Consider the following 21,582-nt stretch of genomic DNA (forward strand, 5'->3'; position numbering starts at 1 on the left):
GGAGATTCCGCAACCGTGGCCACCACGAACGACCTCAAGAACGGCCTCGTGCTCAAGCTCGACGGCGGCCAGCTCTGGTCCGTCGTCGAGTTCCAGCACGTCAAGCCCGGCAAGGGCCCCGCCTTCGTCCGTACGAAGCTCAAGAACGTGCTCTCCGGAAAGGTCGTCGACAAGACCTTCAACGCCGGCGTGAAGGTCGAGACGGCCAACGTCGACAAGCGCGGGATGCAGTTCTCCTACAAGGACGGCGAGAGCTTCGTGTTCATGGACATGGACACGTTCGACCAGATCTACATCACCCCCGAGGTCGTCGGCGACGCCGCCCACTTCCTCCTGGAGGGCTTCGAGGCCGTCGTCGCCATGTACGAGGGCTCCCCGCTCTACATCGAGCTCCCGGCCGCCGTCGAGCTGGTCATCGAGTACACCGAGCCCGGCGTCCAGGGCGACCGCTCCACCGGCGGCACCAAGCCCGCCAAGCTGGAGACCGGCTACGAGATCGGCGTCCCGCTCTTCATCACCACCGGTGAGAAGATCAAGGTCGACACCCGCTCGGGTGAGTACCTCGGCCGGGTGACCAGCTAACCGTGGCCGCACGTAACAAGGCCCGCAAGCGCGCCTTCCAGATCCTCTTCGAGGCGGAGCAGCGGGGTGTCGACCCCAAGACCGCCATGGCGGACTGGATCAGGCTCGCCCGGACCGACGACCGGCAGCCGCCGGTCAGCGAATACACGATGCAGCTCGTCGAGGGCTACGCCGGACGGGCGAGGCGCATCGACGAACTGCTGTCGAAGCACGCCGTGGGCTGGACCCTCGACCGGATGCCGGTGACCGACCGGAACATCCTGCGGCTCGGCGCCTACGAGCTGATCTGGGAGGACGACGTCCCCGACGCCGTCGTCCTGGACGAGGCGGTGCAGCTGGCCAAGGAGTTCTCCACGGACGAGTCCCCCTCGTTCGTGAACGGCCTGCTCGCCCGCCTCAAGGAGCTGAAGCCGGGCCTGCGGGACGACTAGTCCCGCGCGTGCCCGCCGGGCCCGGAACGCATCGCGTTCCGGGCCCGTGGCATGTCCGGCCGGCGCCCGGCGCGTCGGCCGGGGGCGGTGCGCCGGGGCGCGAGAGGCGGCAAACACAACCGCCCCTCAGACGCGGCCTGGCGGCCGCGCCCAAGGGGCGGGACGTTTCTGCTTCCCGAGGGCTCAGCCCTCCTCGTGCTGCACCGCTCGCCGTGCGTCCGCGTCGAGGACGCCCCAGCTGATGAGCTGCTCGGTCAGGACCGAGGGCGACTGGTCGTAGATGACGGCGAGGGTGCGCAGGTCGTCCTGGCGGATCGACAGCACCTTGCCGTTGTAGTCGCCGCGCTGGCTCTGGATGGTCGCGGCGTAGCGCTGCAGCGGACCGGCCTTGTCGGAGGGCACCTGGCTCAGCCGCTCGAGGTCGAGGACGAGCTTCGGCGGCGGCTCGGCGGCACCGCCGGGCGCGGAACCGGGCAGCAGCTCCTGGACCGGAACGCCGTAGAAGTCGGCGAGCTCGGCGAGGCGCTGCACGGTCACGGCGCGGTCGCCGCGCTCGTAGGAACCGACCACCACGGCCTTCCAGCGGCCCTGGGACTTCTCCTCGACGCCGTGGAGGGAGAGTCCCTGCTGCGTGCGGATGGCGCGGAGCTTTGCTCCGAGCTGCTTGGCGTAATCGCTGGACATATGGCTCCCCGGACGGAAACTCAGTAACTCACTGTGAGGTTACGCAGCGTAATTGGAATCCGTCAAGCCGAATGGTCCACACCGGTCCCCCGGAAGAGCGAGGAATGGCCGGTCACCGGCCTTTCGGCCGGGATCCGTGGTCGATCGTGGTACGTGCGGCGGACCCGCCCCGAGAGCCGCGCCAGGCCGCCGCCAGGCCCCGCCAGGGAGCACGCCAGGGTGCCTGATACGGTGGAACCGTAAGTTTTGGCGTCCTTTAAGGCCCGTCCCGTGAGGCGGGGAAGGAGGTCCCTTTTTCATGGGCACCATCGGTTCCGATCCGTCCCGGCCCGTCCTCGAGGCCCCGGACATCGCGCGGGTCCTGACCCGCATCGCCCACGAGATCGTCGAGCGCGCCAAGGGCGCCGACGACGTGGTGCTGCTCGGCGTCCCGACCCGCGGCGTCCATCTGGCCCGCAGGCTCGCCGACAAACTCGACGAGATCACCGGCGGCAAGGTCCCGGTCGGTTCGCTCGACATCACCATGTACCGCGACGACCTGCGGCTCCGCCCGGCGCGCGCGCTCGCCCGCACCGACATCCCGGCCGACGGGGTGGACGGCCGGCTGGTCGTCCTCGTCGACGACGTGCTCTTCTCCGGCCGCACGATCCGCGCCGCCCTCGACGCGCTCAACGACATCGGCCGCCCCCGGGCCGTCCAGCTGGCGGTCCTGGTCGACCGCGGCCACCGCGAGCTGCCCATCAGGGCCGACTACGTCGGCAAGAACATCCCCACCTCGCTGCGCGAGACCGTCAAGGTCCACCTGACCGAGGAGGACGGGCGCGACTGCGTCCTGCTCGGCGTACGCGACGGCTCCCCGGCGGACGAGTAGCGCGAGCGCCGCCCCGGCCTCCCGGGGCAGCGCCCTGCCCGCCCGTCCCCACCCGGCCCGCCCGGGAGACGTGGCGTGCCGCCACCCGGCCCGCCCCCGCACGCATCCTCCGGAGTGACCCGATGAAGCGCCACCTGATCTCGGCCGCCGACCTCACCCGCGACGACGCCCTCCTCGTGCTCGACACGGCGGAGGAGATGGCCCGCGTCGCCGACCGGCCCATCAAGAAACTGCCGACCCTGCGCGGTCGCACGGTCGTCAACCTCTTCTTCGAGGACTCGACCCGCACCCGCATCTCCTTCGAGGCCGCCGCCAAGCGCCTGTCGGCCGACGTCATCAACTTCTCCGCCAAGGGCTCCTCGGTGTCCAAGGGCGAGTCCCTGAAGGACACCGCCCTCACCCTGGAGGCCATGGGCGCCGACGCCGTCGTCATCCGCCACCACATGTCGGGCGCCCCGCACCGGCTGGCGTACTCCGACTGGATCGGCGGCAGCGTGGTCAACGCCGGCGACGGCACCCATGAGCACCCCACACAGGCGCTGCTGGACGCCTTCACCATGCGCCGCCACCTGTCCGGCCCCGGCCGCGACCTGGCCGGCCGCCGGATCACGATCGTCGGCGACGTGCTGCACAGCCGGGTGGCCCGCTCCAATGTGCTGCTGCTGGGCACCCTGGGCGCCGAGGTGACCCTGGTGGCGCCGCCCACCCTGCTGCCGATCGGCGTCGAGGACTGGCCCTGCGAGGTCTCCTACGACCTGGACGCGGTGCTCGCCAAGTCCGACGCCGTGATGATGCTGCGCGTCCAGCGCGAGCGCATGAACGCCGCCTTCTTCCCCACCGAGCGCGAGTACTCCCGCCGCTACGGCCTCGACGGCCTCCGCATGGCCGCGCTGCCCGAGCACGCCGTCGTGATGCACCCCGGCCCGATGAACCGCGGGATGGAGATCACGGCCGAGGTCGCCGACTCGCCGCGCTGCACCGCCGTCGAGCAGGTGAAGAACGGCGTCAGCATCCGCATGGCCGTGCTGTACCTGCTGCTCGGCGGCGCCGAGCCCGCCGTCTCCGCCCCCGCCCCCGCCCGCACCGAGGAGAACAACCAAGCATGAGCGCGACCCCGAAGACCCTGATCCGCGGCGCGAGGATCCTCGGCGGAGAGCCGCAGGACGTCCTGATCGACGGCGAGACCATCGCCGAGGTCGGCCCGGGCCTGACCGCCCCCGAGGGCGCCACCGTGGTCGAGGCCGACGGCAAGGTCCTCCTGCCGGGCCTGGTCGACCTCCACACCCACCTGCGCGAGCCCGGCCGCGAGGACTCCGAGACCGTCCTCACCGGTACGCGGTCCGCCGCCGCGGGCGGCTACACCGCCGTCCACGCGATGGCCAACACCTTCCCCGTCGCCGACACCGCGGGTGTCGTCGAGCAGGTCTGGCGCCTCGGCCGCGAGCACGGCTACTGCGACGTCCAGCCGGTGGGCGCCGTCACGGTGGGCCTGGAGGGCAGGAAGCTCGCCGAGCTCGGCGCGATGGCGGACTCCGCCGCCGGTGTGCGGGTCTTCTCCGACGACGGCAAGTGCGTCGACGACGCGGTCATCATGCGCCGCGCCCTGGAGTACGTGAAGGCCTTCGACGGCGTCGTCGCCCAGCACGCCCAGGAGCCCCGCCTGACCGAGGGCGCCCAGATGAACGAGGGCGTCGTCTCCGGCGAGCTGGGGCTGACCGGCTGGCCGGCCGTCGCCGAGGAGTCGATCATCGCCCGGGACGTGCTGCTCGCCGCGCACGTCGGCTCCCGCGTGCACATCTGCCACCTCTCCACGGCCGGCTCGGTCGAGATCGTCCGCTGGGCCAAGTCCAAGGGCTGGGACGTCACCGCCGAGGTCACCCCGCACCACCTGCTCCTCACCGACGAACTGGTGCGCACCTACAACCCCGTCTACAAGGTCAACCCGCCGCTGCGCACCGAGGCCGACGTCATGGCGCTGCGCGAGGCGCTCGCCGACGGCACGATCGACTGCGTCGCCACCGACCACGCCCCGCACCCGCACGAGGACAAGGACTGCGAGTGGGGCGCGGCGGCCATGGGCATGATCGGCCTGGAGACCGCGCTGTCGGTCGTCCAGCACGCCATGGTGGACACCGGCCTGCTCGACTGGGCCGGCGTCGCCGACCGGATGTCGTTCCGCCCCGCGGTGATCGGCCGCCTGTCCGGCCACGGACGTCCCGTCTCGGCCGGTGAGCCCGCGAACCTCACCCTGGTCGATCCGGCATACCGTGGTGAGGTGAATCCCGCGGGCTTCGCCTCCCGCAGCCGCAACACCCCCTACGAGGGTCTGGAGCTGCCGGGCCAGGTGTTCGCCACGTTCCTGCGGGGCAAGGCGACGGTCATGGACGGGAAGCTCTCGTGACACCCCTGGTACTCATCGCGGCGGAGGGGAAGCACTCCGCCGAGGTCACCGACTGGTCGGCCCGCATCGGCTGGGTCGTCGGACTGCTGCTGTTCATCGCCCTCGTCTACTGGCTGATGCGCCAGGGCTGGAAGTGGCGCGGCACCCTCCAGGGCGACCTGCCCGCCCTCCCCACCGCCCCCGAGGAGACCGGCGAGCCTCGGCCGGTCCTGCTCACGACGAGCGGCCGCTACCACGGCAGCACCACGGCGGGGCAGTGGCTGGACCGGATCGTCGCCCACGGACTGGGCGTGCGCAGCCGGGTCGAGCTCACCCTCACCGACCGGGGACTGGACGTCGAGCGCACCGGCGCGCCGAGCTTCTTCGTCCCGGCCGCGGATCTGCGCGGCGCACGCCTCGACAAGGGCATCGCCGGCAAGGTCCTCACCGAGGGCGGCCTGCTGGTGGTCACCTGGGCGCACGGCGACCGGCTGATCGACTCCGGCTTCCGCTCGGACCACGCCGCCGAACACGCCGCGTGGGTCGAGGCCCTGAACACTCTCACGCACGACCAGGAAGGCGCACGATGACCACCTCCACCCAGCGGCCCGCGAGGGTCCCTGCCGTACTCGTCCTGGAGGACGGCCGCACCTTCCGCGGCCGCGCCTACGGGGCCGTGGGGGAGACCTTCGGCGAGGCCGTCTTCTCCACCGGCATGACCGGCTACCAGGAGACCCTGACGGACCCGTCGTACCACCGGCAGGTCGTCGTCATGACCGCCCCCCACGTCGGCAACACCGGCGTCAACGACGAGGACCAGGAGTCCTCCCGCATCTGGGTGGCCGGGTACGTCGTCCGCGACCCCGCCCGCGTGCCGTCCAACTGGCGCTCCCGCCGCACCCTGGACGAGGAGCTGACCCGCCAGGGCGTCGTCGGCATCAGCGGCATCGACACCCGGGCGCTGACCCGCCACCTGCGCGAGCGCGGCGCCATGCGGGTCGGCATCTTCTCCGGCGACAAGGCGCTCACCGACGGGGCCGCGCTGCTGGCCGCGGTTCAGGCCAGTCCCCAGATGAAGGGCGCCGACCTGTCCGCCGAGGTCGCCACCAAGGAGCCGTACGTCGTCCCGGCGATCGGCGAGAAGAAGTTCACCGTCGCCGCGATCGACCTCGGCATCAAGGGGATGACCCCGCAGCGCATGGCCGAGCGCGGTATCGAGGTGCACGTGCTGCCCGCGGGCGCCACCCTGGACGAGGTCTACGCGGTCGACCCCGACGGCGTCTTCCTCTCCAACGGCCCCGGCGACCCGGCCACCGCGGACCTGACCGTCATCCAGGGCGTCCTGGAGCGCAAGACCCCGCTGTTCGGCATCTGTTTCGGCAACCAGCTGCTCGGCCGCGCCGTCGGCTTCGGCACCTACAAGCTGAAGTACGGCCACCGCGGCATCAACCAGCCGGTGCAGGACCGTTCCACCGGCAAGGTCGAGGTCACCGCGCACAACCACGGCTTCGCCGTGGACGCGCCGCTCGACCAGGTCGCCGACACCCCGTACGGGCGGGTCGAGGTCTCCCACGTGTGTCTCAACGACGACGTGGTCGAGGGCCTGCGGCTGCTCGACACCCCCGCCTTCAGTGTCCAGTACCACCCCGAGGCCGCCGCAGGTCCGCACGACGCCGCGTACCTGTTCGACCGCTTCGTGAAGCTCATGGAGGGCCAGCGTGCCTAAGCGCACCGATATCCAGTCCGTCCTGGTCATCGGCTCCGGCCCGATCGTCATCGGCCAGGCCGCGGAGTTCGACTACTCCGGCACCCAGGCCTGCCGCGTCCTGCGCGCCGAGGGCCTGCGGGTGATCCTCGTCAACTCCAACCCGGCCACGATCATGACCGACCCGGAGATCGCGGACGCCACCTATGTGGAGCCGATCACCCCGGAGTTCGTCGAGAAGATCATCGCCAAGGAGCGCCCCGACGCGCTCCTGCCCACCCTGGGCGGGCAGACCGCGCTCAACACCGCGATCTCGCTCAGCAAGGCCGGGGTCCTCGACAAGTACGGCGTCGAGCTGATCGGCGCCAATGTCGAGGCCATCAACAAGGGCGAGGACCGCGAGCTGTTCAAGGAGGTCGTCGCGGCCGTCAACGCCAAGATCGGCCACGGCGAGTCCGCCCGCTCGGTCATCTGCCACACCATGGACGAGGTGATCGCGGGCGTCGACACCCTCGGCGGCTACCCCGTCGTCGTCCGCCCCTCCTTCACCATGGGCGGCGCCGGCTCCGGTTTCGCCCACGACGAGGAGGAGCTGCGCCGCATCGCCGGCCAGGGCCTGACGCTCTCCCCGACCACCGAGGTGCTCCTGGAGGAGTCCATCCTCGGCTGGAAGGAGTACGAGCTGGAGCTGATGCGCGACAAGCACGACAACGTCGTGGTCGTCTGCTCCATCGAGAACTTCGACCCCATGGGCGTGCACACCGGTGACTCCATCACCGTCGCGCCCGCCATGACGCTGACCGACCGCGAGTACCAGATCCTGCGCGACATCGGCATCGCCGTCATCCGCGAGGTCGGCGTCGACACCGGCGGCTGCAACATCCAGTTCGCCGTCGACCCCGAGGACGGCCGGGTCATCGTCATCGAGATGAACCCGCGCGTCTCCCGCTCCTCGGCGCTCGCCTCCAAGGCGACGGGCTTCCCGATCGCCAAGATCGCCGCCAAGCTCGCCGTCGGCTACACCCTCGACGAGATCCCCAACGACATCACCGAGCAGACCCCGGCCTCCTTCGAGCCGACGCTCGACTACGTCGTCGTGAAGGTGCCGCGCTTCGCCTTCGAGAAGTTCCCGGTCGCCGACGCCACCCTCACCACGACCATGAAGTCGGTCGGCGAGGCCATGGCCATCGGCCGCAACTTCCCCGAGGCGCTGCAGAAGGCGCTGCGCTCCCTGGAGAAGAAGGGCAGCCAGTTCGCCTTCACCGGCGACCCGGGCGACAAGGGCGAGCTGCTGCTCGCCGCCGTGCGTCCCACGGACGGCCGGATCAACACCGTCATGCAGGCGATCCGGGCCGGCGCCACCCCGCAGGAGGTCTTCGACGCCACGAAGATCGACCCCTGGTTCGTCGACCAGCTCTTCCTGATCAAGGAGATCGCCGACGATCTCGCCGCCGCAGACAGGCTCGATCCCGAGCTGCTGGCCGAGGCCAAGCGCTACGGCTTCTCCGACGCCCAGCTCGCCGCCATCCGCGGCCTGCGCGAGGACGTCGTCCGCGAGGTCCGGCACGCGCTGGGCGTCCGGCCGGTCTACAAGACGGTCGACACCTGCGCCGCCGAGTTCGCCGCCCGCACCCCGTACTTCTACTCGTCCTACGACGAGGAGAGCGAGGTCGCGCCGCGCGAGAAGCCCGCGGTCATCATCCTGGGCTCGGGCCCGAACCGCATCGGCCAGGGCATCGAGTTCGACTACTCGTGCGTGCACGCCTCCTTCGCGCTGAGCGACGCGGGCTACGAGACCGTCATGGTCAACTGCAACCCCGAGACCGTCTCCACCGACTACGACACCTCCGACCGGCTCTACTTCGAGCCGCTCACCCTGGAGGACGTCCTGGAGATCGTCCACGCCGAGCAGCAGGCCGGCCCCGTCGCGGGCGTCGTCGTCCAGCTCGGCGGCCAGACCCCGCTCGGCCTCGCCCAGGCGCTGAAGGACAACGGCGTGCCGGTCGTCGGCACCTCGCCCGAGGCCATCCACCTCGCGGAGGACCGCGGTGCCTTCGGCCGCGTCCTGGACCGGGCGGGCCTGCCCGCCCCCAAGCACGGCACGGCCACCACCTTCGAGGAGGCCAAGGCGATCGCCGACGAGATCGGCTACCCGGTCCTGGTCCGGCCCTCGTACGTGCTCGGCGGCCGCGGCATGGAGATCGTCTACGACGAGACCCGCCTCGCCTCCTACATCGCCGAATCCACCGAGATCGGCCCGGACCGCCCCGTCCTGGTCGACCGCTTCCTCGACGACGCCATCGAGATCGACGTCGACGCGCTCTACGACGGCCACGAGCTCTACCTCGGCGGCGTCATGGAGCACATCGAGGAGGCCGGCATCCACTCGGGCGACTCCGCGTGCGCCCTGCCCCCGATCACCCTCGGCGGACACGACATCAAGCGGCTGCGCGCCTCCACCGAGGCCATCGCCAAGGGCGTCGGCGTCCAGGGTCTGATCAACATCCAGTTCGCCCTGGCCGGTGACATCCTCTACGTGCTGGAGGCCAACCCGCGCGCCTCCCGCACCGTCCCCTTCACCTCCAAGGCGACGGCGGTCCCGCTGGCCAAGGCGGCCGCCCGCATCTCGCTCGGCGCCACCATCGCCGAGCTGCGCGCCGAGGGCCTGCTCCCGGCCCACGGCGACGGTGGCACCCTGCCGCTGGACGCGCCGATCTCCGTCAAGGAGGCCGTGCTGCCCTGGAGCCGCTTCCGCGACGTGCACGGCCGGGGCGTCGACACCGTCCTCGGCCCGGAGATGCGCTCCACCGGCGAGGTCATGGGCATCGACTCGGTCTTCGGCACCGCGTACGCCAAGTCGCAGGCCGCCGCCTACGGCGCGCTGCCGACCAAGGGCCGCGCCTTCGTCTCGGTCGCCAACCGCGACAAGCGCGCGCTGATCTTCCCGGCCCGGGCGCTGGTCGAGCACGGCTTCGAGCTGCTGGCCACCTCCGGCACCGCCGAGGTGCTCAAGCGCAACGGCATCGAGGCCACCGTGGTGCGCAAGAAGAGCGAGGGCACCGGCCCCAACGGCGAGCCGACCGTCATCGAGCTCATCCACGACGGCGCCATCGACCTCATCGTCAACACCCCGTTCGGCACCGGCGGCCGCCTCGACGGCTACGACATCCGTACCGCCGCCGTCGCGCGCGGCGTGCCGTGCCTGACGACGGTGCAGGCGCTCGCCGCCGCCGTCCAGGGCGTCGACGCGCTGAACCGGGGCGACGTCGGGGTCCGCTCACTCCAGGAGCACGCGGAACACCTGACCGCCGCCCGCGAGGCGTAGGCCGAAGAGGGGGACACCGATCCGGTGTCCCCCTCTTCACGAGCCCCCTCAGTTCGCCCGCCGTGGAAGGCCCCGCATGTACTCCCTGCTGTTCAGTCTGTTCTTCAAGCGCCTCGACCCGGAGCAGGCCCACCACCTCGCCTTCGGCTGGATCCGGCTCGCCGCCCGGGTCCCCGTCCTGCGCACCTTCGCGGCCGCGCTGCTCGCCCCGCGGCACCCCGCGCTGGGCACGGAGGCGCTGGGCCGCCGGATGCACGGCCCCTTCGGGCTCGCCGCGGGCTTCGACAAGAACGCCGTCGGCATCGACGGGCTCACCATGCTCGGCTTCGACCACGTCGAGATCGGCACCGTCACCGCCCAGCCGCAGCCGGGCAACCCCAGGCAGCGGCTCTTCCGCCTGGTCGCCGACCGCGCCCTGATCAACCGCATGGGCTTCAACAACGAGGGCTCGGCCGCGGTCGCCGCGCGCCTGGCCGCGCGCAGGGCGGTCTTCCCGACCACGGTCGGCGTCAACATCGGCAAGACCAAGGTCGTCCCGGAGGAGGAGGCGGTCGCCGACTACGTTACCTCCACCGAGCGGCTCGCCGCGCACGCCGACTACCTCGTCGTCAACGTCTCCTCGCCGAACACCCCCGGACTGCGCAACCTGCAGGCCGTCGACCACCTGCGTCCCCTGCTCAGCGCCGTGCGCGAGGCCGCGGACCGCGTCGTCACAGGCCGCCGCGTCCCCCTGCTGGTCAAGATCGCCCCCGACCTCGCCGACGAGGACGTGGACGCCGTCGCCGACCTCGCCCTCGAACTCGGCCTGGACGGCATCATCGCCACCAACACCACCATCGCCCGCGACGGCCTCGGCCTGCGCTCGGACGCCTCGCTGGTCAAGGAGACCGGCGGCCTGTCCGGCGCCCCCCTCAAGGAACGCTCCCTGGAGGTGCTGCGCCGCCTGTACGCCCGCGTCGGCGACCGCATCACCCTCGTGGGCGTGGGCGGGGTCGAGACCGCCGAGGACGTCTGGCAGCGCATCCTGGCCGGCGCCACCCTTGTGCAGGGCTACAGCGCCTTCGTCTACCGGGGTCCCTTCTGGTGCCGCACGATCCACCGGGACCTCGCCGCGCTGCTCCAGGCCAGCCCGTACGCCACCCTCGCCGACGCCGTCGGCGCCGAAACCCGGAAGGCAGCCACCCCGCGATGAACCCCGAGCCCTTCGGCGCCAGGCTGCGCCGCGCCATGGACACCCGTGGGCCGCTCTGCGTCGGCATCGACCCGCACTCCTCCCTGCTCTCCGCCTGGGGCCTGCAGGACGACGTCGCCGGCCTGGAGCGCTTCACCCGTACCGTGGTGGAGGCGCTGGCCGACCGGGTCGCCGTCCTCAAGCCGCAGAGCGCCTTCTTCGAGCGCTTCGGCTCCCGCGGCATCGCCGTCCTGGAGACGGCCGTCGCCGAGGCCCGCGCGGCCGGCGCCCTGGTGCTGATGGACGCCAAGCGCGGCGACATCGGCTCCACCATGGCCGCGTACGCCGCCACCTATCTCGATCCCGCCTCGTCGCTGTTCTCGGACGCTGTCACCGTCAGCCCGTACCTGGGGTTCGGCTCGCTGCGCCCCGCCCTGGACGCCGCCCGGGCGAGCGGCAGCGGCGTCTTCGTGCTCGCCCTGACCTCCAATCCGGAGGGCGCGGAAGTGCAGCGGTCAACCGCGGCGGGCGGCGCGTCCCTCGCCCAGGTGATGCTGAACCACATCGCGGCCGAGAACGAGGGTGACGTGCCGCTCGGATCGGTCGGCGCAGTCGTCGGCGCCACGCTCGGGGAGGCGGGTGTGGACCTGGCCGTGAACGGGCCCCTCCTCGCCCCCGGGATCGGCGCCCAGGGGGCCACCGCGGCCGACCTCCCCAGGGTGTTCGGGGAGGCCGTGCGCAATGTCGTGCCGAGCGTCAGCAGGGGGGTCCTCAAGCTCGGACCGTCCGTCGCGGCGCTCCGCGAAGCGGCCGAAAGGGAGGCCGCGGAACTGGCCTCGGTCGTCAAGTAGCGGTCAAGACGTCCGGAAACCTGCGCAGATTTGTCCCAAAAGTCCTGGTCGGTTGACGCTGACCAGGACTTTTCTTCTTGTTTGCGCTGACTCCGGCCGCTGGGGCCGCTAGTCTCCGACGAGAGCGCGCAAGGTGCGCGTTTCACGTTGCCCCTGCAGGTGGGGGCGACTAGGTTCCACACCGGTCCGTATCCGACAGTTCTACTTCCGAGGTGACGTAGGCGTGGCTCTTCCGCCCCTTACCCCTGAACAGCGCGCTGCCGCGCTCGAGAAGGCCGCCGCGGCTCGCCGGGAGCGCGCCGAGGTCAAGAATCGGCTCAAGCACTCCGGCGCCTCGCTGCACGAGGTCATCAAGCAGGGCCAGGAGAACGACGTCATCGGCAAGATGAAGGTCTCCGCCCTCCTGGAGTCCCTGCCCGGCGTGGGCAAGGTCCGCGCCAAGCAGATCATGGAGCGGCTCGGCATCTCCGAGAGCCGCCGGGTCCGCGGGCTCGGCTCCAACCAGATCGCATCCCTGGAGCGCGAGTTCGGCAGCCCCGCTGCCTGACGTTCCCAGCACCCTCCGGGAACCGGGATAATCGCTCCATGAGTGAACGTCCGCGGCTGACCGTGCTCTCCGGCCCCTCGGGGGTCGGCAAGAGCACGGTCGTCGCTCATATGCGCACAGTCCACCCCGAGGTGTGGCTCTCCGTCTCGGCCACCACCCGCAAGCCCCGCCCCGGTGAGGAACACGGGGTGCACTACTACTTCGTCGAGAACGACGAGTTCGACAAGCTCGTCGCCAACGGCGAACTGCTGGAGTGGGCCGAATTCGCGGGGAACCGGTACGGCACACCGCGCCAGGCGGTGCTGGAGCGCCTCGAGGCCGGCGAGCCGGTCCTGCTGGAGATCGATCTGCAGGGCGCCCGCCAGGTCCGGGAGTCGATGCCCGAGGCGCAGCTGATCTTCCTCGCTCCGCCGAGCTGGGACGAGTTGGTCCGCCGGCTCACCGGCCGGGGCACCGAGGCCCCCGAGGTCATCGAGCGCCGGCTGGAGGCCGCGCGGGTCGAGCTGGCGGCCGAGCCGGAGTTCGACACCACCCTGGTGAACACCTCCGTCGAGGACGTCGCGCGCGAGCTGCTAGCCTTGATGGCTGTAGTCTGATCTTTTTGCACCCAATCGGAAGGTAGAGCGTGTCCTCTTCCATCACCACGCCCGAGGGCATCATCAACCCGCCGATCGACGAGCTGCTCGAGGCCACCGACTCGAAGTACAGCCTCGTGATCTACGCGGCCAAGCGTGCCCGTCAGATCAACGCCTACTACTCGCAGCTCGGCGAGGGCCTGCTCGAGTACGTCGGCCCGCTCGTGGACACCCACGTGCACGAGAAGCCGCTGTCGATCGCGCTGCGTGAGATCAACGCGGGTCTGCTGACCTCCGAGGCCGTCGAGGGCCCGGTCCAGTAACCGCGCCCAGGCGTCACACCACGGGCCCGGCGGTACGACCGCCGGGCCCGTGGTGTGTCATGGGGTAGTACGCACCACGGTCCAACACAGCGCGGGAGAGACGATGGGGAAGCCACAGGTCGTCCTGGGCGTGAGCGGCGGGATCGCCGCCTACAAGGCGTGCGAGCTGCTGCGCCGGTTCACCGAGTCGGGACACGACGTACGCGTCGTGCCCACCGCCTCGGCGCTGCACTTCGTCGGTGAGGCCACCTGGTCGGCGCTGTCGGGCAACCCCGTCTCGACCGAGGTGTGGGAGAGCGTCCACGAGGTGCCGCACGTGCGCATCGGGCAGGGCGCGGACCTCGTCGTGGTCGCCCCGGCCACCGCCGACGTGCTCGCCAAGGCGGCCCACGGGCTCGCCGACGACCTGCTCACCAACACCCTGCTCACCGCGCGCTGTCCCGTGGTGTTCGTGCCCGCCATGCACACCGAGATGTGGGAGCACGCCGCCACCCAGGAGAACGTGGCGACGCTGCGCCGCCGCGGCGCCCTCGTGCTGGAGCCCGCGGTCGGCCGCCTCACCGGCGTCGACACCGGCAAGGGCCGGCTGCCCGAGCCCGCCGAGATCTTCGAGGCCTGCCGCCGGGTGCTGCTGCGCGGCCCGCGCGCACTGGAGACCGACCTGGCCGGACGCCACGTCGTCATCAGCGCCGGAGGCACCCGCGAGCCCCTCGACCCGGTCCGCTACCTGGGGAACCGCTCCTCCGGCAAGCAGGGCTACGCGCTCGCCCGTACGGCCCTGGCCCGGGGCGCCAGGGTCACCCTGGTCTCCGCCAACACCGGCCTCGCCGACCCGGCGGGGGCGGACGTGGTACGCGTCGGCACGGCGGTGCAGCTGCGCGAGGCCGTGCTGAAGGCCGCGTCCGACGCCGACGCGGTGGTGATGGCGGCCGCCGTCGCGGACTTCCGTCCGGCGCGGTACGCCGAGGGCAAGATCAAGAAGAAGGACGGCGAGGAGCCCGCGCCCGTGGAGCTGGTGCGCAACCCCGACGTGCTCGCCGAGCTCTCAGCCGAACGGCCGCACCCCGCGCAGATCGTCGTGGGATTCGCCGCCGAGACCGACGACGTGCTGGCCAACGGCCGCGCCAAGCTCGCCCGCAAGGGCTGCGACCTGCTGGTCGTCAACGAGGTGGGGGACCACAAGGCTTTCGGGTCGGAGGAGAACGAGGCCGTCGTGCTCGGCGCCGACGGCACCGAGACCGCGGTGCCGTACGGGCCGAAGGAGGCCCTCGCGGAGCAGGTCTGGGACCTGGTCGCCGCGCGGCTGAGCTGACGACACTTCGGGTCGGTGCGTGTGAGCTACTGGCGTTCCGTCCCGAGGTGATGCACAGTGTCGCAGGTCACGGCATATCCAAGGTGCGAGATGCCGTGTCCTTGCGCATGCGTCGGACGATAAACTGACCCATGGCCCGCCGGGCGCAGCCCCGCGCGAGCCGCAAACGATCAGCCAGCAGCCGCTGCAACCCCAGGGAGCGATGTGTCCCGCCGCCTGTTCACCTCGGAGTCCGTGACCGAGGGTCACCCCGACAAGATCGCTGACCAGATCAGCGACACGATCCTCGACGCCCTGCTCAAGGAGGACCCCTCCTCGCGCGTCGCCGTCGAGACGTTGATCACCACCGGTCTGGTGCACGTCGCCGGAGAGGTCACCACCAAGGGATACGCGGACATCGCGACCCTGGTGCGGAACAAGATCCTCGACATCGGCTACGACTCGTCGAAGAAGGGCTTCGACGGCGCGTCCTGCGGTGTCTCGGTCTCCATCGGCGCGCAGTCCCCGGACATCGCGCAGGGTGTCGACACGGCCTACGAGAGCCGCGTCGAGGGCGACGAGGACGAGCTCGACCGGCAGGGCGCGGGCGACCAGGGTCTGATGTTCGGCTACGCCTGCGACGAGACCCCCGAGCTGATGCCGCTCCCGATCACGCTGGCGCACCGGCTCTCCCGGCGGCTCACCGAGGTCCGCAAGAACGGGACGATCCCCTACCTGCGGCCCGACGGCAAGACCCAGGTCACCATCGAGTACAACGACGACAAGGCCGTGCGCCTCGACACCGTCGTCGTCTCCTCGCAGCACGCCAGCGACATCGACCTCGAGTCGCTGCTCGCCCCCGACATCCGCGAGTTCGTCGTGGAGCCGGAGCTGAAGGCGCTCCTCGACGACGGCATCAAGATCGACACCGAGGGCTACCGGCTGCTGGTGAACCCCACCGGGCGCTTCGAGATCGGCGGCCCGATGGGCGACGCCGGCCTCACCGGCCGCAAGATCATCATCGACACCTACGGCGGCATGGCCCGCCACGGTGGCGGCGCCTTCTCCGGCAAGGACCCGTCCAAGGTCGACCGCTCCGCCGCCTACGCCATGCGCTGGGTCGCCAAGAACGTCGTCGCCGCGGGCCTCGCCTCGCGCTGCGAGGTCCAGGTCGCCTACGCGATCGGCAAGGCCGAGCCCGTGGGCCTGTTCGTGGAGACCTTCGGCACCCACACCGTGGACCACGAGAAGATCGAGCAGGCCATCGGCCGGGTCTTCGACCTCCGCCCGGCCGCGATCATCCGCGACCTCGACCTGCTCCGCCCGATCTACGCCCAGACCGCGGCGTACGGCCACTTCGGCCGTGAGCTGCCGGACTTCACCTGGGAGCGCACCGACCGCGTCGAGGCGCTGCGCCAGGCGGCCGGCCTCTAGGCCTGCCGCATCCACGGCCTGACGACGGCCCCGGACCCTGGCGGTCCGGGGCCGTCGGCGTGCGCGGGGAGCGGGGCGGGACCGGCAGTACCTGCGCCGGCAGCGGGCGCCCGGCACCGGAGGCCGCGAGGGGGCTGCGCGCGAGGTCCGCAGCGGGCAGCGCCATCCGCGGTGCCTGCGCCGCGCTCCGGTCGCGACCGTGTCGGCCGCCGGCGAACTCCCCTCGCGTTCCGTCGCCTTGCCGCACAGGGCCGCCCGCGCGCTCCCCGTCCGGTGGGTCATGGGGCAGGGGCCCCGCGTGGCCGGGCGCGGGGCCGGGTGTCCGACGCGTCTGGTAACACTGAGGCTGTGAGCAGCGAGGACGACCGGCAGGTGTCCCCGGCGGCGGAGCCGCACGGGGGAGAGCAGCTCGCGCTCATCCGGGAGACGGTGCGCAAGGCCAAGGAGCCCCGCGCCAAGCCGCGCACCTGGCGGGGCGCGGCGCTGGCCGAAGGGCTGCCGGTGGCGCGCGTGCTGGTCGACAAGGGCCTGCTCCACCTGGACCAGTACTTCGACTACGCGGTCCCGGCGGCCATGGACGCCGAGGCGAGGCCAGGCGTGCGCGTCCGCGTGCGGTTCGGCGGCCGGGTGGGCAAGGGCGGCCGGCGCGAGGGCGGCGAACTGCACGACGGCTTCATCGTCGACCGGCTGGCCGAGAGCGACTACCGGGGCCCGCTGGCCCCGCTCGCCCAAGTCCTGTCGCCCGAGGAGGTGCTGACCCCCGGGCTGCTCAGGCTGTGCCGGGCCGTCGCCGACCGCTACGCGGGCGCCCTCGCCGACATCGTGCAGCTCGCGGTGCCCCCGCGCCGGGCCAAGGCCGAGGCGGAGCCGGTACGCGATCCGCTGGCGGCGCCCCGCCCGCCGGAGCCGGGGCCGTGGCGGCGCTATCCGACGGGGCCCGCCTTCCTGCAGGCGCTGGCCCGGGGAGACACCCCGCGGGCGGTGTGGACGGCGCTGCCCGGGCCGCACTGGCCCGAGGAGATCGCCCGTGCCATGGCGGCGGCGCTGGCCTCGGGGCGCGGAGCGCTGGCCGTCGTGCCGGACGGCCGCGCCGCCGCCCGCGTCGACGAGGCGCTGACCGCGATCGTCGGCGAGGGCCGCCATGTGCTGCTGACCGCCGACGCCGGGCCGGAGGAGCGGTACCGCCGCTGGCTCGCCGTGAGCCGGGGCAGCGTACGCGCCGTCGTGGGCACCAGGGCCGCGATGTTCGCGCCGGTGGCGGACCTGGGGCTCGCCGTGCTCTGGGACGACGGCGACTCCAGCCACGCCGAGCAGCACGCGCCGCAGCCGCACGCCCGGGACGTCCTGCTGCTGCGGGCCGCCGAGGAGCGGGCGGGCTTCCTGCTCGGCGGTCTCACCTGCACCGTGGAGGGCGCCCAGCTGGTCGACACCCAGTGGGCGCTGCCGCTGACCGCACCGCGCGAGCGGGTACGGGCCGCCGCACCCATGGTCCGTACGATCGGCGAGGGCGACGAGGCGCGGGACGCCGCCGCGCGGGCCGCACGGCTGCCGTCGGTGGCCTGGCAGGTGACCCGGGACGCCCTGCAGCATGGCCCGGTGCTGGTGCAGGTGCCCCGGCGCGGCTACGTCCCGAGGCTGGCCTGCGAGCGCTGCCGCGAGCCCGCCCGGTGCGCCCACTGCGCGGGGCCGCTGCAGCTCGGCGACGGCGAGAGCGCGCCGCACTGCGGCTGGTGCGGGCGCCCCGAGGCGGGCTGGCACTGCAAGGAGTGCGGCGGTTTCCGGCTCCGCGCCCAGGTGGTCGGCGCCCGGCGCACCGCCGACGAACTCGGCCGGGCCTTCCCCAAGGTGCCGGTGCGGACCTCAGGGCGGGACGGCGTGCTGGCGTCCGTGCCGGGCACGCCCGCGCTGGTGATCTCGACCCCGGGCGCGGAACCGGTCGCCGAGGGCGGTTACGCGGCGGCGCTGCTGCTGGACGGCTGGGCCCTGCTCAACCGTCCGGACCTGCGGGCGGGGGAGGAGACCCTGCGCCGCTGGGCCGCGGCGGCGGCGCTGGTGCGCCCGGCCGGCGAGGGCGGCATGGTGGTCGTCCTCGCGGAGCCCACGCTGCGGCCGGTGCAGGCCCTCGTCCGCTGGGACCCGGTCGGCCACGCCGTGCGCGAGCTGGCCGAACGCGCGGAGCTGGGCTTCCCCCCGGTCTCCCGGATGGCCGCGGTCAGCGGCCGCCCCGCCGCCGTCGCCGATCTTCTGGCCACGGTGCGGCTGCCCGAGGGCACCGATGTCCTCGGCCCGGTGCCGCTGCCCATCACCGACCCCGCGCGGCCCCGCCGTTCCGGGGACACCCCGCCGGGCGAGCGCTGGGAGCGTGTGCTGCTGCGTGTGCCGCCGGGTAACGGCGCGGCCCTGGCGACCGCCCTGAAAGCCGCGCAGACGGCCCGCATCGCCCGCAAGGAGCCCGACCCGGTCCGGGTCCGCATCGACCCGCCCGACATCGGCTAGGAGCGGCCGGGCGCGGTCTCGGCCGACGAGGCGGCCTGACGAAGCGTTCGGGAAAGCATGTGACGCCCTGGCCTAGGGTTTCCGGTATGACCAGCACACTGCGACTGGAGAAGGTCACCCCGGACAACGTCGACGCCGCGATCGCCCTGAAGATCCGCCCCGACCAGGAGCATCTCGTGGCCCCGGTCGTGAAGTCCCTCGCGGAGGCCTACGCGTACGGAGACACGGCCTGGCCCCGGCTGATCGTCGACGGCGACCGGACCGTCGGATTCCTCATGGCCTTCTTCGACATCGACTTCGCGGGCGACGGAAGCGGCGTCGACCTGCGTTCCGGCCTGTGGCGCCTCGCCATCGCCGCGGGCGAGCAGGGCCGCGGCTACGGAAGGTACGCCGTCGAGTCCGTCGCGGAGGAGGTCCGCCGCCGGGGAGGCACCCGGGTCACGACCACCTGGCATCCCGGCGCCGACGGCCCGGAAGGCTTCTACCTGGGGCTGGGATTCCGGCCGACGGGGGAGTCCAGCGGCGGCCAGACCGTGGGGGAGCTGGAGCTCGGTCCGACACGGCCGCCCGCGGCGCACCGGCGGCCCTGACCGCGGTGCGTCCGTGCCCGTACGCGCCCGCCCCGGCGGCCGTCCTGTCGGCGTGGCGGGCGGCGGGGCGGGCGTGCCCGGGGAACCGCCGGATTCAGCCCGTGCGCGGAGAGGGGACCGCACCGGGGACGGCCTCGTCGCGGGTGGCGGGGGCGGAGTGCGCGGGCATGGCGCGGGCCGCGGGCACCGAGGGCACGACCGCCGGCGCCGGAGGCTCGCCGTGCACCTCCGTCACGGCCGCTCCGGCCGGCACCGAGCGCCGGTTGCCGTACCGCCGGTGGACGGCCTGCTTGGTGACGCCCAGGGCGGAGCCGACGGCGTCCCAGCTGAAGCCCAGCGAGCGGTCGAACTCCACGGCCGCCGTCACCAGGGTCTCGACGCTGTCCCGCAGCTCCTGGGCGAGCCGGACGGTGGGGGCGGGGGCGCGGCCGTAGACCACGAATCCCGCGGACGGCCCGCCGCGGCGGGGACGGTAGACATTGCCCAGCTGCGTGGTGAGGGTGCGCAGCGCGTCGACCTGTCGGCGGACCCGCTCGATGTCCCGCACCAGCAGGTGAAGGCTCGCCCTGGCCTGGGCGTCATGAGTTGCGTGTTCGGGCATCAACTGGCCTCTCGAACCGGCTCTTGTGGGTCAAACTCCATTGACCAACGCGCCAGACTCCCGTGGAGTCACGCCCAAGGGGCGCATCGCACCCTCCAGGGGGCGTGCACAGGGGTGCGCGCCCCTACCCCGGCGGCCCATAGACTGGTGCGGTTGCCCTGTCACCGTCCGACCACGGAGCCACCGCGTGTCCATCCAGCCGATCCGCCTCTTCGGCGACCCCGTGCTGCGCATGAAGGCGCAGCCCGTGACCGTCTTCGACAAAGAGCTGCGCACCCTGGTCAAAGACCTCGAGGAGACCATGAAGGACGCCCCGGGCGCAGGCCTGGCGGCTCCTCAGATCGGCGTCTCGCTGCGGGTGTTCACCTACCACGTCGACGGTGAGCTGGGCCATCTGATCAACCCGGACCTCAGCCTGAGCGACGAGGAGCAGGACGGCCCCGAGGGCTGCCTGTCCCTGCCCGGGCTGCGCTTCGACACCAAGCGCGCCCACGGTGTCGTCGCCAGGGGCTTCACCATGTACGGCGACCCGGTGACCGTCGAGGGCACCCAGCTGCTCGCCCGCTGCATCCAGCACGAGACCGACCACCTCGACGGCATCATCTTCATCGACCGCCTCGACCGCGAGCAGCGCAAGGCCGCGATGAAGGCGATACGCGACGCCGAGTGGGCCGGTCAGCCCGCGCCCCAGGTCCGCGTCTCCCCGCACAGCACATTCGGCCGCGCGCTGTAGGGCCGCGCACCGCAGAAAGGCATCCCGCACGCATGAGGCTCGTCTTCGCCGGCACCCCCGAGGTCGCCGTTCCCGCCCTCGACGCCCTGCTCGCCTCCGGGCGGCACGAGGTCGTCGCCGTGGTCACCCGGCCGGACGCCACGGCGGGGCGCGGCCGCAAGCTCGTCGCCAGCCCGGTGGCCCAGCGCGCGGAGGAGGCCGGCATCGAGGTGCTCAAGCCCGCCAGGCCCCGCGACGAGGACTTCCTGGCCCGGCTGCGCGAGATCGGCCCCGACTGCTGCCCGGTCGTCGCCTACGGTGCGCTGCTGCCGCGCGTCGCCCTCGACGTGCCCGCCCGCGGCTGGGTCAACCTGCACTTCTCCCTGCTGCCCGCCTGGCGCGGCGCCGCCCCCGTGCAGCACGCCGTCATGGCGGGCGACGAGGTCACCGGGGCCGCGACCTTCCTCATCGAGGAGGGCCTGGACTCCGGACCGGTGTACGGCGTCGTCACCGAGGACGTCCGCCCCCGCGACACCAGCGGCGACCTGCTGACCCGGCTCTCGCACAGCGGTGCGAAGCTGCTGGCCGCCACCATGGACGGCATCGAGGACGGAGCGCTGGTCGCCCGGCCGCAGCCCGCCGAGGGCGTCAGCCTGGCCCCCAAGATCACCGTCGACGACGCCCGCGTCGACTGGAACGCCCCCGCCCTGCGGGTGGACCGGGTGATCCGCGGCTGCACCCCGGCCCCCGGCGCCTGGACGCTGTTCGGCGGTGAACGCCTCAAGGTCGGCCCCGTCACCCTGCTGCCCGAGCGCACCGACCTGGCGCCCGGAGAGCTGGAGGTCACCAAGCGCGCCGTGTACGCGGGCACGGGAAGCCACGCCGTGGAGCTCGGCGAGGTGCGCCCGCAGGGCAAGAAGCCGATGCCCGCCGCCGACTGGGCGCGCGGCGTCCGCGTCCCCTCCGGGGAGCGGCTCGGCGCCTGACCGCGCCCCCCACGTACGCTCGAAGCG

At 72.5% G+C, this 21,582-nt stretch carries 21 protein-coding genes; 19 read left to right on the top strand and 2 right to left on the bottom strand.

Features of this window, described 5'->3' with window-relative positions; all coding sequences use genetic code 11:
• Positions 1 to 15: 15 nt before the first annotated feature.
• Entirely contained in the window at positions 16 to 582 is a 567-nt protein-coding gene (gene efp / locus PV342_RS06205; RefSeq protein ID WP_018564187.1) for an elongation factor P, read from the top strand.
• 2 nt (positions 583 to 584) lie between these two features.
• A complete protein-coding gene (nusB, locus tag PV342_RS06210) occupies positions 585 to 1,013 on the top strand; it encodes a transcription antitermination factor NusB (protein WP_018564186.1) in 429 nt (142 codons plus the stop codon).
• 183 nt (positions 1,014 to 1,196) lie between these two features.
• On the opposite strand, the gene bldD is transcribed toward nusB, so the two are convergent.
• Entirely contained in the window at positions 1,197 to 1,697 is a 501-nt protein-coding gene (gene bldD, locus PV342_RS06215) for a transcriptional regulator BldD (RefSeq protein ID WP_018564185.1), read from the bottom strand.
• Positions 1,698 to 1,995: 298 nt separating this feature from the next.
• On the opposite strand from bldD, the gene pyrR reads away from it, so the two are divergent.
• From pyrR to PV342_RS06290, 15 genes are all read left to right on the top strand, one after another.
• Positions 1,996 to 2,568, top strand: a complete 573-nt coding sequence (gene pyrR / locus PV342_RS06220) for a bifunctional pyr operon transcriptional regulator/uracil phosphoribosyltransferase PyrR (protein WP_018564184.1) — start codon at positions 1,996 to 1,998, stop codon at positions 2,566 to 2,568.
• A 122-nt stretch (positions 2,569 to 2,690) separates the two neighbouring features.
• A complete protein-coding gene (locus PV342_RS06225; protein WP_018564183.1) occupies positions 2,691 to 3,674 on the top strand; it encodes an aspartate carbamoyltransferase catalytic subunit in 984 nt (327 codons plus the stop codon).
• A complete protein-coding gene (locus tag PV342_RS06230) occupies positions 3,671 to 4,969 on the top strand; it encodes a dihydroorotase (RefSeq protein WP_018564182.1) in 1,299 nt (432 codons plus the stop codon). The genes PV342_RS06225 and PV342_RS06230 overlap by 4 nt, the downstream gene beginning before the upstream one ends.
• Positions 4,966 to 5,538 carry a PH-like domain-containing protein gene (locus tag PV342_RS06235; RefSeq protein ID WP_018564181.1) on the top strand — a complete coding sequence of 191 codons (573 nt, stop codon included), beginning with the start codon at positions 4,966 to 4,968 and terminating at the stop codon, positions 5,536 to 5,538. Before PV342_RS06230 ends, PV342_RS06235 begins: the two co-directional genes overlap by 4 nt.
• Complete coding sequence (gene carA / locus PV342_RS06240; RefSeq protein ID WP_386990409.1) at positions 5,535 to 6,674, top strand: glutamine-hydrolyzing carbamoyl-phosphate synthase small subunit; 1,140 nt, start codon at positions 5,535 to 5,537, stop codon at positions 6,672 to 6,674. Before PV342_RS06235 ends, carA begins: the two co-directional genes overlap by 4 nt.
• Positions 6,667 to 9,978 carry a carbamoyl-phosphate synthase large subunit gene (gene carB, locus PV342_RS06245; protein WP_500316087.1) on the top strand — a complete coding sequence of 1,104 codons (3,312 nt, stop codon included), beginning with the start codon at positions 6,667 to 6,669 and terminating at the stop codon, positions 9,976 to 9,978. Before carA ends, carB begins: the two co-directional genes overlap by 8 nt.
• A 76-nt stretch (positions 9,979 to 10,054) precedes the next feature.
• A complete protein-coding gene (locus PV342_RS06250) occupies positions 10,055 to 11,170 on the top strand; it encodes a quinone-dependent dihydroorotate dehydrogenase (RefSeq protein ID WP_500316088.1) in 1,116 nt (371 codons plus the stop codon).
• Positions 11,167 to 12,000: an orotidine-5'-phosphate decarboxylase gene (gene pyrF / locus PV342_RS06255; RefSeq protein WP_018564177.1), complete on the top strand. Its 834-nt coding sequence runs from the start codon at positions 11,167 to 11,169 to the stop codon at positions 11,998 to 12,000. The genes PV342_RS06250 and pyrF overlap by 4 nt, the downstream gene beginning before the upstream one ends.
• A gap of 223 nt (positions 12,001 to 12,223) precedes the next feature.
• Positions 12,224 to 12,547, top strand: coding sequence for an integration host factor (locus tag PV342_RS06260; RefSeq protein ID WP_018564176.1), 324 nt, complete (start codon positions 12,224 to 12,226; stop codon positions 12,545 to 12,547).
• A gap of 38 nt (positions 12,548 to 12,585) precedes the next feature.
• Positions 12,586 to 13,143, top strand: a complete 558-nt coding sequence (gene gmk / locus PV342_RS06265; RefSeq protein ID WP_329188955.1) for a guanylate kinase — start codon at positions 12,586 to 12,588, stop codon at positions 13,141 to 13,143.
• A gap of 29 nt (positions 13,144 to 13,172) precedes the next feature.
• Positions 13,173 to 13,445 (top strand): DNA-directed RNA polymerase subunit omega, encoded by a 273-nt coding sequence (rpoZ, locus tag PV342_RS06270; RefSeq protein WP_018564174.1) that lies wholly within the window; start codon positions 13,173 to 13,175, stop codon positions 13,443 to 13,445.
• A gap of 103 nt (positions 13,446 to 13,548) precedes the next feature.
• Positions 13,549 to 14,757, top strand: a complete 1,209-nt coding sequence (gene coaBC / locus PV342_RS06275) for a bifunctional phosphopantothenoylcysteine decarboxylase/phosphopantothenate--cysteine ligase CoaBC (RefSeq protein WP_400800473.1) — start codon at positions 13,549 to 13,551, stop codon at positions 14,755 to 14,757.
• A 204-nt stretch (positions 14,758 to 14,961) separates the two neighbouring features.
• Positions 14,962 to 16,170 carry a methionine adenosyltransferase gene (metK, locus tag PV342_RS06280; RefSeq protein WP_018564172.1) on the top strand — a complete coding sequence of 403 codons (1,209 nt, stop codon included), beginning with the start codon at positions 14,962 to 14,964 and terminating at the stop codon, positions 16,168 to 16,170.
• Between the two features lie 348 nt (positions 16,171 to 16,518).
• Positions 16,519 to 18,666 carry a primosomal protein N' gene (locus tag PV342_RS06285; RefSeq protein WP_500316091.1) on the top strand — a complete coding sequence of 716 codons (2,148 nt, stop codon included), beginning with the start codon at positions 16,519 to 16,521 and terminating at the stop codon, positions 18,664 to 18,666.
• 86 nt (positions 18,667 to 18,752) lie between these two features.
• A complete protein-coding gene (locus tag PV342_RS06290; protein ID WP_500316093.1) occupies positions 18,753 to 19,256 on the top strand; it encodes a GNAT family N-acetyltransferase in 504 nt (167 codons plus the stop codon).
• 94 nt (positions 19,257 to 19,350) lie between these two features.
• On the opposite strand, the gene PV342_RS06295 is transcribed toward PV342_RS06290, so the two are convergent.
• On the bottom strand, positions 19,351 to 19,857 hold the full coding sequence (locus PV342_RS06295) for a hypothetical protein (RefSeq protein ID WP_386990420.1): 507 nt from the start codon (positions 19,855 to 19,857) through the stop codon (positions 19,351 to 19,353).
• Between the two features lie 187 nt (positions 19,858 to 20,044).
• On the opposite strand from PV342_RS06295, the gene def reads away from it, so the two are divergent.
• Positions 20,045 to 20,590: a peptide deformylase gene (def, locus tag PV342_RS06300; protein WP_361014048.1), complete on the top strand. Its 546-nt coding sequence runs from the start codon at positions 20,045 to 20,047 to the stop codon at positions 20,588 to 20,590.
• A gap of 32 nt (positions 20,591 to 20,622) precedes the next feature.
• Complete coding sequence (gene fmt, locus PV342_RS06305; RefSeq protein WP_361014045.1) at positions 20,623 to 21,555, top strand: methionyl-tRNA formyltransferase; 933 nt, start codon at positions 20,623 to 20,625, stop codon at positions 21,553 to 21,555.
• Positions 21,556 to 21,582 lie beyond the last annotated feature (27 nt).

The organism is Streptomyces sp. PA03-3a, from assembly GCF_033792735.1.
Lineage (GTDB): Bacteria > Actinomycetota > Actinomycetes > Streptomycetales > Streptomycetaceae > Actinacidiphila.

Coding starts and splice junctions, on each gene's coding strand:
- coaBC (WP_400800473.1), top strand. CDS start 13,549: ATGGGGAAGCCACAGGTCGTCCTGGGCGTGAGCGGCGGGATCGCCGCC.
- carA (WP_386990409.1), top strand. CDS start 5,535: ATGACCACCTCCACCCAGCGGCCCGCGAGGGTCCCTGCCGTACTCGTC.
- PV342_RS06290 (WP_500316093.1), top strand. CDS start 18,753: ATGACCAGCACACTGCGACTGGAGAAGGTCACCCCGGACAACGTCGAC.
- pyrR (WP_018564184.1), top strand. CDS start 1,996: ATGGGCACCATCGGTTCCGATCCGTCCCGGCCCGTCCTCGAGGCCCCG.
- PV342_RS06225 (WP_018564183.1), top strand. CDS start 2,691: ATGAAGCGCCACCTGATCTCGGCCGCCGACCTCACCCGCGACGACGCC.
- pyrF (WP_018564177.1), top strand. CDS start 11,167: ATGAACCCCGAGCCCTTCGGCGCCAGGCTGCGCCGCGCCATGGACACC.
- bldD (WP_018564185.1), bottom strand. CDS start 1,697: ATGTCCAGCGATTACGCCAAGCAGCTCGGAGCAAAGCTCCGCGCCATC.
- gmk (WP_329188955.1), top strand. CDS start 12,586: ATGAGTGAACGTCCGCGGCTGACCGTGCTCTCCGGCCCCTCGGGGGTC.
- PV342_RS06250 (WP_500316088.1), top strand. CDS start 10,055: ATGTACTCCCTGCTGTTCAGTCTGTTCTTCAAGCGCCTCGACCCGGAG.
- fmt (WP_361014045.1), top strand. CDS start 20,623: ATGAGGCTCGTCTTCGCCGGCACCCCCGAGGTCGCCGTTCCCGCCCTC.
- PV342_RS06230 (WP_018564182.1), top strand. CDS start 3,671: ATGAGCGCGACCCCGAAGACCCTGATCCGCGGCGCGAGGATCCTCGGC.
- PV342_RS06295 (WP_386990420.1), bottom strand. CDS start 19,857: ATGCCCGAACACGCAACTCATGACGCCCAGGCCAGGGCGAGCCTTCAC.